This is a genomic window from Planococcus salinarum (assembly GCF_007004625.1).
Taxonomy (GTDB): domain Bacteria; phylum Bacillota; class Bacilli; order Bacillales_A; family Planococcaceae; genus Planococcus; species Planococcus salinarum.
On the sequence record NZ_VIFV01000043.1, the window covers coordinates 1 to 14,744 of the forward strand.

9 protein-coding genes, 1 other RNA gene and 1 other annotated feature are annotated in these 14,744 nt (G+C 51.1%); of the genes, 9 read left to right on the forward strand and 1 reads right to left on the reverse strand.

Features of this window, described 5'->3' with window-relative positions:
• Window positions 1-208 precede the first annotated feature (208 nt).
• The 5 genes from recJ (at window position 209) to dtd (ending at window position 7,648) form a co-directional block, all read left to right on the forward strand.
• Complete coding sequence (recJ, locus tag DIJ65_RS15500; protein WP_117303715.1) at window positions 209-2,551, forward strand: single-stranded-DNA-specific exonuclease RecJ; 2,343 nt, start codon at window positions 209-211, stop codon at window positions 2,549-2,551.
• Complete coding sequence (locus DIJ65_RS15505; RefSeq protein WP_071151886.1) at window positions 2,542-3,054, forward strand: adenine phosphoribosyltransferase; 513 nt, start codon at window positions 2,542-2,544, stop codon at window positions 3,052-3,054. The genes recJ and DIJ65_RS15505 overlap by 10 nt, the downstream gene beginning before the upstream one ends.
• Window positions 3,055-3,299: 245 nt before the next feature.
• Entirely contained in the window at window positions 3,300-4,841 is a 1,542-nt protein-coding gene (locus tag DIJ65_RS15510) for a glycosyl hydrolase family 28-related protein (RefSeq protein ID WP_117303717.1), read from the forward strand.
• A gap of 164 nt (window positions 4,842-5,005) precedes the next feature.
• Window positions 5,006-7,198 (forward strand): RelA/SpoT family protein, encoded by a 2,193-nt coding sequence (locus tag DIJ65_RS15515; protein WP_117303719.1) that lies wholly within the window; start codon window positions 5,006-5,008, stop codon window positions 7,196-7,198.
• Window positions 7,199-7,207: 9 nt separating this feature from the next.
• Complete coding sequence (gene dtd, locus DIJ65_RS15520) at window positions 7,208-7,648, forward strand: D-aminoacyl-tRNA deacylase (protein ID WP_071151887.1); 441 nt, start codon at window positions 7,208-7,210, stop codon at window positions 7,646-7,648.
• A gap of 272 nt (window positions 7,649-7,920) precedes the next feature.
• Here the strand turns inward: dtd and DIJ65_RS15525 are convergent, their stop codons facing one another.
• Window positions 7,921-9,456, reverse strand: coding sequence for an N-acetylmuramoyl-L-alanine amidase family protein (locus DIJ65_RS15525; RefSeq protein ID WP_071151888.1), 1,536 nt, complete (start codon window positions 9,454-9,456; stop codon window positions 7,921-7,923).
• A gap of 112 nt (window positions 9,457-9,568) precedes the next feature.
• Window positions 9,569-9,817, forward strand: a binding site (T-box leader).
• A gap of 52 nt (window positions 9,818-9,869) precedes the next feature.
• Between DIJ65_RS15525 and hisS the strand changes: the two genes are divergently transcribed.
• The 4 genes from hisS to DIJ65_RS15545 all read left to right on the forward strand — a co-directional run bounded on the left by hisS (window position 9,870) and on the right by DIJ65_RS15545 (window position 14,287).
• Window positions 9,870-11,147 carry a histidine--tRNA ligase gene (hisS, locus tag DIJ65_RS15530; RefSeq protein ID WP_071151889.1) on the forward strand — a complete coding sequence of 426 codons (1,278 nt, stop codon included), beginning with the start codon at window positions 9,870-9,872 and terminating at the stop codon, window positions 11,145-11,147.
• 262 nt (window positions 11,148-11,409) lie between these two features.
• A complete protein-coding gene (aspS, locus tag DIJ65_RS15535) occupies window positions 11,410-13,194 on the forward strand; it encodes an aspartate--tRNA ligase (RefSeq protein ID WP_071151890.1) in 1,785 nt (594 codons plus the stop codon).
• Window positions 13,195-13,239: 45 nt separating this feature from the next.
• Window positions 13,240-13,423: non-coding RNA, 6S RNA (ssrS, locus tag DIJ65_RS15540), on the forward strand.
• 99 nt (window positions 13,424-13,522) lie between these two features.
• Window positions 13,523-14,287 (forward strand): tRNA threonylcarbamoyladenosine dehydratase, encoded by a 765-nt coding sequence (locus DIJ65_RS15545; RefSeq protein WP_071151893.1) that lies wholly within the window; start codon window positions 13,523-13,525, stop codon window positions 14,285-14,287.
• The last annotated feature ends 457 nt before the right edge of the window (window positions 14,288-14,744 follow it).

Consider the following 14,744-nt stretch of genomic DNA (forward strand, 5'->3'; position numbering starts at 1 on the left):
GTTTGCCGCCCGCTTCCTTCAGATTCCACGTCGCCGTGGACACCCTTGCGCTTGGCTAACTGTTACTTCTGCCTTCACAGTTCGGGACTCGCACCCTATAGATTACGCCCATGCCGGGCACACCAAAGAAACCTTTCGGCAAATGCGCCGAAAGGTTTTTGTCTGGTGATTTTTCTTGTATAATGGACCAGTGAGGAAGTGACTGTAAATGATAGAATCCAAAAAAAGATGGCGTTTGACAGAGCCTGACGCGCAGGCCGTCCGGGACATCCAACAGGAATTAGCCCTTTCTTCCGTGCTGGCGAAGATCCTCGTGACCCGGGGCATCCGCACAGTGGAAGAAGCCCGCGCATTCATGGCGACGGATGTTACAGCCATACATAATCCGTATTTGATGAAAGATATGGATGTCGCTGTGGAGCGTATCCGCAGTGCTGTCGAAAATCAGGAAAAAATAGTCGTTTACGGGGATTATGACGCGGACGGCGTAACAAGCACCGCCGTCATGATGACCGTTTTGCAGGATTTGGGAGCGGATGTTTCATTCATGATCCCAAACCGTTTTAAACATGGCTACGGCCCGAACAAAGAATTATTCCAGCAGGCTTACGATAATGGCGCGAAATTGATTGTTACTGTCGACAATGGAATCTCGGGCATCGAACCCGTAGATTTTGCGGTCGGACTCGGCATGGACGTGATCATCAGCGATCACCACGATATCGGCGAAACGCTGCCGAATGCGCTGGCAATCATTCACCCGCGCCATCCGGAAGGAAATTATCCTTTCGGTGAACTCGCGGGCGTCGGTGTGGCCTTTAAAATGGCGCATGCGCTCTACGAGGAAATGCCGGATCACCTGGTGGAACTTGTTGCTATCGGAACCATTGCGGATCTTGTGCCGATGCACGGCGAAAACCGGATTTTTGTCAAAGAGGGGCTGCAGGCGCTGCGCGATTCTCCGCGCCCCGCCTTTGAAGCCCTGTCCGAAGTGGCAGGCGTCAAGCAGCAGGAAATCAATGAAGAAACGATCGGCTTCATGTTCGGTCCGCGGATCAATGCCATCGGCCGTCTGCAGGACGCTGACCCGGCGGTTACGATGCTGCTGACGGAAGACCCTGCACAGGCGCGTTCCCTGGCGGATGGACTGGACGCTTTGAATAAGGAACGCCAGGCCATCGTCAAGAAAATAGCGGAAGAAGCGACGGCACAGGTGGAGTCACGGTACCCGGACGGGCCGCCGCATGTCATCATCGTTGAACAGGAAGGCTGGAATCCAGGCGTTGTCGGGATTGTGGCATCGAAACTGGTCGAGAAATATTACCGGCCGACCATCGTTCTTTCACTGGATCCGGAAACGGGCAAGGCGAAAGGTTCGGCGCGCAGTATCGAAGGTTTCCACCTTTATAACGAATTGGCCGAAAACCGTGATATCCTGCCGGCCTTCGGGGGACACCCGATGGCCGCCGGCATGACGCTTGAAGCTGCAAATGTCGCAGAACTGCGCAATCGCCTCAACAAACAGGCAGAAGCCGTTCTGACGGCGGAAGACCTCACGCCGGTCGTCAACATCGACATTCCGGTGGAACTTGAAGAAATCGATACGGAGACAATAGAATCCATGCGCATTCTTGCGCCATACGGCATGGGCTTTGCCAAGCCGAAATTTTATATCAAAGGTGTGAAAGTGGCATCCATCCGCAAAATCGGAGCGGCACAGAACCATTTGAAAGTGGAACTGGCGTCAACGGGCACAACGCTCGATGCTGTCGGATTCGGAATCGGTGAAATCGGGGACCAGTTGACGCCGGATGTACTGATTGATGTCATCGGCGACCTGCAGATCAACGAGTGGAACGGCCGCAAAAAACCGCAATTGCTGATCGAAGATATTCGCACCGACCAGTGGCAGTTATTCGACATCCGCGGCATCCGCCAGGTTTCCCGCTGGTCGAAAATGATTCCCGAACGGGACCAGGTGTATCTCGCGTTCAACCAGGAGACGGTAACGGTTTTCAATACACTGATCCAGCACCCGATCCATACGGCGGATACGATCGGCGGGTTTGAAAGTGCCAAGCATCATCTGGTGCTGCTCGATTTGCCGGAATCGGAAGAACAGCTGGTGGCAGTGCTGAAGGAACTCAGCCCGAAACGGATCTACGCGCATTTCTATGCCAAGGAATCGCAGTATTTCGAGCAGATTCCGACGCGTGAGCAGTTCAAATGGCTGTTCGCTTTTATCAAAAAACGCGGAACGTTCGATTTCAAAAAGCATTCCGATGAACTCGCGAAGCATAAAGGCTGGACCCGCGATTCTTTATTTTTCATGTTGCAGGTGTTTTTTGAACTCGGTTTTGTTACACTTAACAATGGACTTACTGAGATCGCAGAATCTCCGGGCAAACGTGATTTGGCTGAAGCGCCGAGCTACATCAAGCGCGAGCAGCAGATTGCCCTGGAACAAAAGCTTCTGTATGCATCTTATCGAGACTTAAAAGAGTGGTTCGACGCGAAAGTGTCTGCCAAGGAGGAACAGGTATGGATTTAAAACAGTATATTACAATTGTTGAAGATTGGCCGAAACCGGGAATCCGTTTCAAGGATATAACTTCTTTGATGGACAATGGTGCAGCCTATAAATACGCTACAGATCAGATTGTCGAATACGCGAAACAAGTGGAAGCAGATATCATCGTTGGCCCCGAAGCCCGCGGATTCATCATCGGCTGCCCGGTCGCTTATGCGCTCGGACTCGGTTTTGCGCCTGTCCGCAAGGAAGGCAAACTGCCCCGCGAAGTCATTCGCGCGGAATACGGCCTTGAATACGGGAAAGACGTTTTGACGATGCACAATGACGCCATCAAACCGGGACAGCGCGTGTTGATCACCGATGACCTTCTGGCAACAGGCGGGACGATCGAAGCAACGATCAACCTTGTCGAACAGCTTGGCGGCATCGTTGTTGGCTGTGCGTTCCTGATTGAATTGACTTACCTGGACGGCCGCGACAAACTCGAAGGCTACGAAGTTCGTACGCTTTTGCAATACTGATGAAAAACAGAATCAGCCCGAGGCGCAATTGCGCTTCGGGCTGATTTTTGATTGTAGTAATAATTTGATATTTCAACAAACGAAAATATGTGAATTAGACACAGGATTTTATTTATGTTAAATATTCCCTGGTTATGTCGATTCAATAAAGAAGATAACCCCAACTCACCGAAACGCCATGACTGATTTACCCCGCAGCGGGTAAAGAACAAGAACGTATAACAAAAATGTTAAGAGGTGTTCGCATGCTGAAGTGGGACGACAGGCATCATCCGATCAACAACGGCCGGCTCATCGATGAGCTGCTCGGGACTCGCGGCAAACTGGAAGCAATCACCGAAGAGACGCAGCAGCTGTATGACGAAATCAGAAAGCCGGTGGAGGTAGCGCCGCATAAGCGTAAAAAAACTGCCCGGGAGCGGATCTGGTCGCCATTTTCCGCAGAATTTGTGGTGGAAGACGTAAGTGACCTCGGATTCGAGGTGGAGGGGAACGAGATCTTTCCGTACTGGAAAAAGGAGCTCGACCGCGAATATGAACGCTTGCTTTCGGTTGCATCGACAGCTGTGTCAGTCACGGATTTCGGCGCGCGGGCAGATGGCCGCACCGATTCCACAGCCGCATTCAAACGAGCATTCGGCTCAGGGGGCAAGACCATATTTGTGCCGGAAGGGCAGTACATCGTCAAAGGATTGAAAGTGCCCTCCTGGACGCGGCTGGTCGGAGCGGGCAAAGGCAAAACGGTGATCCGGCTGCACGACGGGGCGCCGCGGCGGCGGACGCTGCTCGCCAACAGGAATCCGATTGCCGGCAACCGCAACATTTCGGTGGAAAGGCTTACGCTCGACTGGAATCTCGAGCGATTAAAACCTCACCAAAAAACAGCCAGCGGCAATAATCTTTCCAGCTGCCTGACATTTGCAAAAGTCGAATATGGCTGGGTCAAAGACGTTGATGCCATCAATCCGGGGCTTCATTGCTTTGATATATCGTCTACGTTCTACAGTTACGCGGGCGATGGTACGACAGCGAAAGGGGCGAGCAGCCATATTTGGCTCGACCGGGTGACCGGGTCGGGTTTCGGAGATGACGGCGTGACGACCCATCACAGCAATCACGTCTTTATCTCGAACAGCCATTTCAGCGATCCGAGCGGCCGGGCGCATAAACAGGGCATTTCCAATTCGAATGGCTTTGAAATCGACGACGGCTCACGCAATGTCTGGCTCGTCAACAACTCGAGCACCCGCTGCTTCGGCGGCGTTGAAATCAAAGCGCATGAAACGTCTTCCGCCGCTTCCGGTGTCCACCTGTCCGGCCATCTGTCGGTGAACGATAACCGGGCATTCAATTTCCGCCACATCGGCCATCATCATACGGACGATGAGGAATCCCGGTCGGCCTTTACGATAAGCGCCCAAAAACTGGTTGCCATCCAACCGGTCCGGACGAAACTTTACAAAAATTCGTCTCCGCGGGCGCTGGTGGTTTCCGGGTACCGGAACGTCGCAATCAATCAGTTTCTGTTCGCCGGGGATGCCGCCTATGACTACCGGAAGCAAACGGCGGCATCCATCCAATTCCGTGCGCAGAATGTGGCGATGGCCAATGGCAGTATAGTCGGCTTTAAAAAGGCGGGCAGTGACATTTCTGTGGCTGCGGGCCCGCGCAATGTGCGCAATGTGTTGCTCCAAAATATTATTTCCCGAAAATCTTCATCAGGCATGATAGACTGTGGAGAGGACGTTTCTACAGTCAGAATGGTGAATATCGTAAGAATGGAATAATACTTTGCCGTTTGACAGACGCTCCCGGATTTCAAATTTACCAGTTTCTGTGAGAACGGGGAACATTTACGGGTGAATAAATGACCAAGCTTTACAATTTGCCCCAATGTTTTCTATAATGTATAGATATACTTTCTGAAAAAAGAGGAGCAAGGTGGACAATTATGGCGAAAGACCAAGTAAAGACAGCTGAAGATGTATTTGATAGTGTCGCTTCGTATATGAACAAAGAAAATGTTGAGATGATCCGAAGAGCATATCAGGTGGCATATGATGCCCATATGGGACAATTCCGCAAATCAGGGGAACCTTATATTGTCCATCCGGTCCAGGTCGCGGGAATTCTTGCGGAGCTGGAAATGGATCCCGCTACGGTAGCAGCGGGCTTTTTGCATGACGTCGTGGAAGATACGGAAGTCAGCCGTGAAGACATCGTCCGTGATTTTGATGAAGAAGTCGCTTTGCTTGTGGATGGCGTAACAAAATTGAGCAAGATCCAATACATGTCAAAAGAAGAACAGCAGGCGGAAAATCACCGCAAAATGTTTGTGGCGATGGCGCAGGATATCCGGGTCATACTGATTAAGTTGGCGGACAGACTGCACAATCTGCGGACGTTAAAATACCAGACAGTCGAGAAGCAGCGGATCAAGGCGAACGAAACGCTGGAAATTTTTGCTCCGATTGCGCACCGCCTCGGTATCAACACCATAAAGTGGGAGCTTGAAGATACGGCTCTGCGCTATCTCAACCCACAGCAATATTACCGCATCGTCAACCTCATGAAGAAAAAGCGCACGGAACGTGAAGATTACTTGAATAATGTCATGGAAGAGATCCGCATCCAGCTGGATGAGGTCGATATCAAAGCGGACCTGTTCGGGCGTCCGAAGCACATCTACAGCATCTATAAAAAAATGGCAGTGCAGAACAAGCAGTTCAATGAAATCTATGATTTATTGGCTGTCCGGATTACCGTTGAAAGCATCAAGGACTGTTACGCCGTGCTGGGCATCATCCACTCGACGTGGAAACCGATGCCGGGCCGTTTCAAGGATTACATCGCCATGCCGAAACAGAATCTTTACCAGTCGCTGCATACCACCGTGATCGGGCCACAGGGCGACCCGCTCGAAGTCCAGATCCGTACGGAGGAAATGCACCGCATTGCCGAATATGGAGTAGCGGCACATTGGGCTTACAAAGAAGGCAAAGCTTCAGTCAAACCGGTGAGCTCTGTCGATTCCCGTCTTTCCTGGTTCCGTGAAATCCTCGATTTCCAGAACGAATCAGACAATGCCGAAGAATTCATGGAGTCGCTTAAATTCGACCTGTTTTCCGATATGGTCTATGTGTTCTCGCCAAAAGGCGATGTGATCGAGATGCCGGCGGGCTCCTGCCCGATTGATTTTGCCTACCGCGTGCATTCTGAAATCGGCAACAAAACCATCGGCGCCAAAGTCAACGGCAAGATGGTGCCGCTTGATACGCAGTTGAATACCGGCGACATCGTCGAAATTCTGACTTCCAAGCAATCATTCGGCCCGAGCCGCGACTGGCTGAAAATCGCCAAGTCCACGCAGGCCAAAAACAAAATCCGTCAATTCTTCAAAAAACAATTGCGCGAAGACAACGTCCAAAAAGGCAAGGAAATGATCGAGCGCGAAATCAAAGCGCAGGATTTCGTGCCGAAAGAAATTCTGAGCAATGAAAATATCAAACGTGTCTGCGAAAAATTCAACTTCGCCGGCGAGGACGATATGTACGCAGCGGTCGGATTCACCGGCATCACCGCTCAGCAGGTAGTCAACCGCCTGGCCGAAAAAGAACGTAAAAAACGCGAGCAGGAAGAAGCTCTCGAGAAAATCACGGTCGAGATGAAATCGAACCAGCCGCGCAAACAGACAGAATCGGGCGTCATCGTCCGCGGTATCGACAACATGATGATCCGCCTGTCGAAATGCTGCAACCCGGTCCCGGGCGACGCGATCATCGGTTTCATTACCAAAGGCCGCGGCGTTTCCGTTCATCGTGCCGACTGTCCGAACGTCCAGGCAAACGAAACCGATCGCCTGATTCCGGTGGAATGGGAACACGCTGAAACGCCGGACAACAAAGCCTATCAGATCGATATCGAAGTGCAGGCCTATGACCGCACAGGGCTGATTAACGAAGTCATGCATATGGTCAGCGAAACGAAAACCACCATCGTTGCCGTCAGCGGCCGCGCCGACAACAACAAAATCGCGACGATCAACCTGTCGATCATGATTCCGCATATCACCCACCTGAACCGTGTGGTCGAACGGATCAAGCAATTGCCGGATGTCTATTCGGTCAACCGCGTCATGAATTAAGGAGGCATTATGCGAGTCATTCTTCAACGAAGCAAAGAAGCATCCGTGACCGTCGAAGGCAGCATCACCGGGGTTATCAACTCCGGCTATGTGCTGCTCGTCGGCATCACGCACGAAGATACAGAAAAGGACGCCGATTACTGCGCACGCAAAATTGCGCAAATACGGTTGTTCGAAGACGAAGAAGGCAAGATGAACCGTTCGATTTTTGACAACGGCGGCGATATCCTGTCGATTTCCCAATTCACGCTGTACGGCGACATCCGAAAAGGGCGGCGCCCAAGCTTTATCGAAGCCGCACGCCCGGAGCAGGCGGAGCCATTATGGAATTACTTCAATGAGGTTCTGCGCAATGAAGGACTGAAAGTTAAAGAAGGCGTATTCGGCGCCATGATGGACGTCCAACTGGTGAACGACGGACCGGTGACGATGATTGTGGAATCGAAGTGAATTTGAAAAAAGGCGATGCGGAGAGTTCCGTGTCGCCTTTTTTTTCGGGTTCTGGTTTCCAAATGTGGAAGTTGTGGGGGATTTATTCGCAACCGCAACTAAATGGCAGCTAACCGCAACTAATCGGCGTCCAACCGCAACTAAATGCAATCCAACCGCAACCGAAAGTCCATTTCGCGCAACTAATAAAATAAATATGCATAATATTTCCAAGCAACCACCTAATCTAACCCTCCCAAAAAGAAAAAGCTGTCCGCAATGGACAGCCTTTTTTATTTCCCTAATTGTGCATCGAAATAATTGATTGTTCCCTGGTACAGGCCGAGTGCTGCCTGCTCGCGGAATTGTTCGGAAGAGATAATGCGTTCTTCGGTGTAATTGCTCAGGAAGCCCAGTTCCACCAGAACAGCCGCCTGGCGGTTTTCGCGCAGCACGAGGTAATTGCCGGGCTGTACGCCGCGGTCGCGGAGCGTCAGCTTGCTGCCAAGCCCGCTGTTCAGGTAAGTAGCGAGTTCCTGTTGGTAATCGTGCATGTAATAGGATGTAAAGCCGGAAACACTATTGTCTTCCGTTGCATCATAGTGGATGCTGATAAAGGCGTCTGCTGAGACCTTATGCGCTTCCGCCACGCGCTGGCGGAGGTCGACGTAAGCATCGGACTGCCGCGTCATATACACTTCTGCTCCAGCGGATCGAAGGTGCTTGGACAGCAGTTCTGCGGTTTTCAGCGTCAAACCTTTTTCTTCGGTTTTGCGGACGCCGACAGTGCCGCCGTCATTGCCTCCGTGGCCGGGGTCAAGAACAATGGTCAGGCCGTTCAGTGTTCCTTTTTTGCGTGCCGGTTTCTCTTCTTCTGTTGCCAGTTCAAGCGCGCCGGCAGCAACCACCCAGGAGGCGATAAAGCCGGTTCCGCCGCCGGAAAGTGCGACCTGATACCAGTCGCCTTGTTTTGCGACAACGGCCAATTGGTCGCCGGCATTGGCGCGGGCAGCCACTTCAGAAGAAGTGGTGGCCTGCGTCCGCATATTTGTACCGTTTGTCTGAACCGTTACGGTGCCGGTGCTGCTGTCAGTTTTTTTCTCGACAGTTTCATTGGACAGATGGCCGTAAAAGGAATAGACCCAGCCGGTTTTATTGTCGTCCAGTTGAATCTGGACCCAATTGCCTTCCAGTTTGAGGACCGGGTAAATTTCGCCCTTTTTTACCGTCCCTTGCTTGGCAGAACTGAGATCCGCTTTTTTGCGGACGTTCAGCGTGTCCACGGCAATTTCAATCGAGGACACGTCGCTGGCCGCCGGGGCGGGGTTCGCATTGCTGCTTTCGTTGATGCTTATGTAGTCAGTTGAAACGAATCCTCGGGAGCCGCGGAATTCCACTTCGGCCCAGCCGTGCGTTTCAGTCAGAATCGTTGCTTGTTCGCCGGCATTCATCTGCGTCAGCACAGAAGCGGACAGATCTGGCTGTGTGCGGACATTCAGCCGGTTTACGGATGACACCGCAGTTTTGCTGGCTGCGGCTTTGGCCTGCACCGAACTTTTCGTCAGCCAGGAAGCGATCCAGCCTGTTTCGCCGGATACTGTGACTTCGATCCAGTCGCCGCTTCTGGAAAGTTCCTCGACAGCGTCGCCGCCTTTCATGGACGCTACGACCGGATAGGCAAGCCCGGGGCCACTGCGGACATTGATGGAAGCTTCGGCCACTTCGATTCCGCCGGTATTGGCAGAAACGTTGAGGTTTTCACCAGATGGCAAGGCCAGAGCCATCAATAAAATGAAAATTATGTATGTAATTGTGAATTTACGGATCATATAGGACCTCCTCATAAGACGGTATATTTATTCTAGCAAATAAATCATATGAAATGTGAAAAAGGTTGACAAGGTGGATAGGAATATTTAAGATTAAGCTTATTATATGAAATGAACGCCGTTGACGAAGAAAGTAACCGCACGATTCGCTGATAAGAGAGGGGAAGTCCCGGGCTGCAAACTTCCCTGCAGGAATGTGTGGTGAATAACACTTAAGAGGCTCTTTTCTGAAAGATGCGCTATTTGGCATTTAGTAGGAAGGGACGGAACCGGCCGTTATCCGGGAATGAGAGGGTGCGAGTTTTTTCGCATCAACTAGGGTGGAACCGCGGAAGCTTGAATACAGGCTCTCGTCCCTTGCGCAAGCAAGGGGCGGGAGCTTTTTTGTATGAAAAAAAAGAGGAGTGTGGAACATGGGCAAGAATATTCAATTGCCGCGCGGCACTTACGACGTGCTGCCGGAACAATCTGCCAAATGGCAGGAAGTGGAACAAAAAATCAACGAACTTTGCAGACTTTACCAATACAAGGAAATCCGGACGCCGATTTTTGAGCATACGGAATTGTTCCAGCGCGGAGTTGGTGATACGACCGATATCGTCCAAAAAGAAATGTATACATTCCAGGACCGCGGTGACCGCTCGCTGACGCTACGTCCAGAAGGCACTGCTTCAGTCGTGCGTTCTTACGTGGAGAATAAATTATTCGGTTTGCCGGACCAGCCGGTGAAACTGTCTTATATGGGACCAATGTTCCGTTACGAGCGGCCACAGGCAGGGCGCACGCGCCAGTTTGTCCAGTTCGGCGTGGAAGCGATCGGTTCGAAGGATCCGGCAATTGACGCGGAAGTGATTTCACTCGCAATGGAAGTGTACCGTTCTGTCGGACTGAAGCAGCTCCGCCTGGTCATCAACTCCCTTGGTGACACCGAAAGCCGCATCGCGCACAAAGAAGCGCTGATCAAGCATTTCGAGCCGAGAATCGATGAATTCTGCAGTGATTGCCAGTCGCGCCTGACGAAGAATCCGCTCCGCATTCTGGACTGCAAAGTGGACCGCAACCACGAATTGATGGGAACGGCGCCTTCTTTGGCGGATTACCTGAATAACGAATCACAAGCGTATTTTGATGGCGTCAAAGGCTATCTGGAAGCGCTGGGCATCGATTATGTCGTCGATCCGAATTTGGTGCGCGGCCTGGATTATTACAACCATACCGCGTTCGAAATCATGAGTGATGCCGAAGGGTTCGGCGCAATCACGACGCTCTGCGGCGGCGGACGCTATAATGGGCTCGTCGAAGATTTAGGCGGACCGGAATCTCCTGGCATCGGCTTTGCCATGAGCATCGAACGTCTCTTGTTGGCATTGGAAATGGAGAAAATTGAAATAGGCCAATCCGCTGACCTCGAGGTCTACGTCGTCGCTATGGACGAATCGACCAAGAAAAAAGCGTTTACGGTTGTCCGTGACCTGCGTGATAATGGCATTTCCGCCGATATGGACTTCAACGGCCGCAAAGTGAAGGCGCAGATGAAGTCGGCAGACCGCAAGCACGCAGCTTACGTCATCGTCATCGGCGAAACCGAGCTCGAAAGCGGCAAAGTCGCGCTGAAGAAGATGGCGACGGGCGAGCAGCAGGAGCTGGCGTTTGAGGCGATTGCTGGAGCGATTTTGGATAGTAAAAGTTAGATATCAATTAGAAGGAATAATCTTTTGTAACTGTTGTTCCGCAAAACAGCTTCGCTTGGTCCCTAAGGCGTCTTCGCTGTTTTGCTCCATATCGCTATGAACTCTCTAGCGCCGGCGCGCCGCCGGACTGAGCGAAGCAATAAGACGAGTGCTTTTCTCGGCTTATTGCGGGAGCACTGTCCAAAGCGCCGAAGCGGTAAATATATGCTCTTTCCTATTTTATATAGAAGAAAAACGCAAAGAAACTATTGGAGGAATACTTATGACAAGAACGCATTATTGTGGTGAAGTGAACGAAACGGCTATCGGCCAACGTGTTTCCATCAAAGGCTGGGTCCAGAAACGCAGAGACCTTGGCGGCCTGATTTTTGTCGACGTCCGTGACCGTTCGGGCATCGTGCAGGCTGTCTTTAACCCGGAAATTTCAATGGAAACAGTGCAGGTTGGCGAAAAATTGCGCAGTGAGTTCGTCGTCCACATCGAAGGGTTGGTCGTTGAACGCGCGGATGGCCAGATCAACGCAGCATTGAAAACAGGAAAAATTGAAATCCAGGTGGATTCCGCCAGCATCATCAATGCGGCGAAAAACCCGCCATTCGCGATTGAAGACAATACCGATGTCAGTGAAGACCTCCGATTGAAATACCGTTATTTGGACCTTCGCCGTCCGGAAATGTATGAAACGTTCAAAATGCGTTCGGAAGTGACAAAATCCATCCGCCGCTTCCTTGACGAAGAAGGGTTTTTGGAAGTAGAAACACCGATTCTGACTAAGTCGACTCCGGAAGGCGCACGGGATTATCTGGTGCCGAGCCGCGTCCATGACGGTGAGTTTTATGCATTGCCGCAATCGCCGCAATTGTTCAAGCAAATGCTGATGGTTTCCGGCTTTGATAAGTACTACCAGATCGCCCGCTGTTTCCGCGATGAAGATTTGCGTGCAGACCGTCAGCCGGAATTTACGCAAATCGATATGGAAATGAGTTTCCAGACGATGGAAGACATCCTGGAAATGAACGAACGTTTAATGGTCCAAATGATGAAAGGAGTCAAAGGGGTCGACATTGAGCCAAAATTCGAGCGAATGAAATATACGGAAGCGATGGAACGATTTGGTTCAGATAAACCGGATGTCCGCTTTGGCCTTGAACTGGTGAATGTTTCGGCACTGGTGAAGGATTCCTCGTTTAAAGTATTCGCCGGCGCTGTAGAAAACGGTGGCCAGGTGAAATTGATCAACGTCAAAGGGCAGGCAGCGAACTATTCCCGTAAAGATATAGACGCACTCGGCGAATTTGCCGGACGCTATGGCGCGAAAGGCCTTGCGTGGCTGAAAGTAGAAGCGGACGGCGTCAAAGGACCGATTGCCAAATTCTTCGAAGGCGAAGCTGCGCAATCCCTGATTGACGCTGCGGGAGCGGAAGCGGGAGATATGCTGCTGTTTGTCGCAGATAAGAAATCGGTTGTCGCGGACGCACTTGGGGCACTTCGCTTGAAATTCGGCAAAGAACTCGGTTTGATTGATGAATCAGTCTATAAATTCCTTTGGATTACTGACTGGCCGCTGTTTGAATACGATGAGAAAGACGGCCGCTATTACGCAGCGCACCATCCGTTCACAATGCCGTACGAAGAGGACATCGATAAATTATCGACGGATCCGCAGAATGTCCGCGCTCAGGCCTATGACCTTGTGTTGAACGGCTATGAACTTGGCGGCGGGTCGGCACGTATTTATCGCCGCGACATCCAGGAGAAAATGTTCGAAGTGCTTGGGTTCTCCGAAGAAGAAGCACGCGCGCAGTTCGGTTTCCTGATGGATGCATTTGAATACGGAACACCTCCGCACGGCGGGATCGCCTTTGGTCTGGACCGGTTGGTTATGATCCTCTCCGGTCGCACGAACCTTCGCGATACCATCGCATTTCCGAAGACAGCCAGTGCCAGCGACTTGCTGACAAATGCACCGAGCCCGGTTGCACAAGACCAGCTTGATGAATTAAGCCTATCACTGAATGTTCAGAATAATACAAAAGGGCTAGGTTAAAACGGTTGTAGAATTCCGGATGCTGTGATAATATAACCTTAGTAGAGAATCCTGATGTGTTCGTTACAGGCAATTCAGTTTTGACCCAACATTTTGTCGTCGGGAGACCAGATTTCACCGTGGCTAACATGCCCTAACCGGAAGTTATAAGCGGCGAAGAGGTCACCCACCTGCTAGAAGCGGGTTCAAAAACGATATGCAACTCAATGACGGCACGATCGGGATTCTCACTTAAATTTTTCCTTTACACCCTTCAGCAATTTGCTGGGGGGTTTTTATTTGTGTATAATTCCAAGTAGATTCATCAACATTGAAAGGCTGGGAAACTATGTTACATCAATTTTCACGCAATGAATTAGCAATAGGTACAGAAGGCATCAAATTATTGAAGGATACAACAGTGGCGGTCCTTGGAGTCGGAGGCGTCGGTTCTTTTGCCGCTGAAGCCTGTGCAAGGAGCGGCGTCGGCCGCATCATCCTGGTGGATAAAGATAATGTCGATATCACCAACGTCAACCGGCAGCTTGTGGCAAACCTGTCGACCATTGGACAGTCAAAAAGCGCCGTGATGAAAAAGCGCATCGCTGATATTAACGAAGACTGCGAAGTCATCGATATGCATATGTTCTATACAGAAGATACATTCGAGGAGTTTTTCAGCCATAATCCGGATTATGTCATTGATGCATCCGACACCATGGTGTACAAAGTGCATTTGATGCAGGAATGCCATCGCCGCGGCATCAAAATCATTTCAAGTATGGGCGCCGCGAATAAAACCGATCCTACACGTTTCAAAATAGCGGACATCTCGAAAACGCATACCGATCCACTGGCAAAAATCATTCGCAAGAAGTTGCGCCAGGCGGGCATCCGCAAAGGGATTCCGGTGGTGTTTTCCGATGAGAGCCCAATCATCGTGCGGGAAGATGTTGTCGGCAGCGTCGGCAAACCCGACGCGGCGATCCGCAAAGCGAAAATGCCGCCATCGTCCAACGCTTTTGCGCCATCGACCGTCGGCTTGATTTGCGCCAGCTGGGTCGTAAATGACATCACCTCATCGATTCCGATCAACCGAGTTCGTACTAATTAAAGGTGATAGAAAGAGTATTTGTAACCGATATTCCGCAAAACAGCCTCGCTTGCCTGGGGGCTCGCGCTGAGCTAACTCGGCCTCATTACACTTCGCCCGAGTGGATCTCAGCACTTCGCTTGGTCCCCATGGCGTCTTCGCTGTTTTGCTCCATATCTTAAGATGTCTTCTGTAAAAAGGATTGTTTTTTCAGTTCTTTTTATAGAAAGTAACACTTCAATTCTAAACAGAACCAGAATGAAGCGTCAGGCGGTGACTCCTGCGGGAACCAGAGCGAGTCCTGAGACCCCGCAGGTAGCGAAGCGGACGAGGAGGCTCAGGCCGCTCCCCGCGGAAACATACTAACATTAGTAGCACAGACCACGGCCATGGTCTGTGCTACTATTTTTTTGTAGAAGTGAAGTCGTGCGGATGCGTGGATCTCAGAATCCGGACCAGGAAACCGACTCGCTTCACA

Coding starts and splice junctions, on each gene's coding strand:
- DIJ65_RS15545 (WP_071151893.1), top strand. CDS start 13,523: ATGTTACATCAATTTTCACGCAATGAATTAGCAATAGGTACAGAAGGC.
- DIJ65_RS15505 (WP_071151886.1), top strand. CDS start 2,542: ATGGATTTAAAACAGTATATTACAATTGTTGAAGATTGGCCGAAACCG.
- dtd (WP_071151887.1), top strand. CDS start 7,208: ATGCGAGTCATTCTTCAACGAAGCAAAGAAGCATCCGTGACCGTCGAA.
- DIJ65_RS15515 (WP_117303719.1), top strand. CDS start 5,006: ATGGCGAAAGACCAAGTAAAGACAGCTGAAGATGTATTTGATAGTGTC.
- recJ (WP_117303715.1), top strand. CDS start 209: ATGATAGAATCCAAAAAAAGATGGCGTTTGACAGAGCCTGACGCGCAG.
- hisS (WP_071151889.1), top strand. CDS start 9,870: ATGGGCAAGAATATTCAATTGCCGCGCGGCACTTACGACGTGCTGCCG.
- DIJ65_RS15525 (WP_071151888.1), bottom strand. CDS start 9,456: ATGATCCGTAAATTCACAATTACATACATAATTTTCATTTTATTGATG.
- DIJ65_RS15510 (WP_117303717.1), top strand. CDS start 3,300: ATGCTGAAGTGGGACGACAGGCATCATCCGATCAACAACGGCCGGCTC.
- aspS (WP_071151890.1), top strand. CDS start 11,410: ATGACAAGAACGCATTATTGTGGTGAAGTGAACGAAACGGCTATCGGC.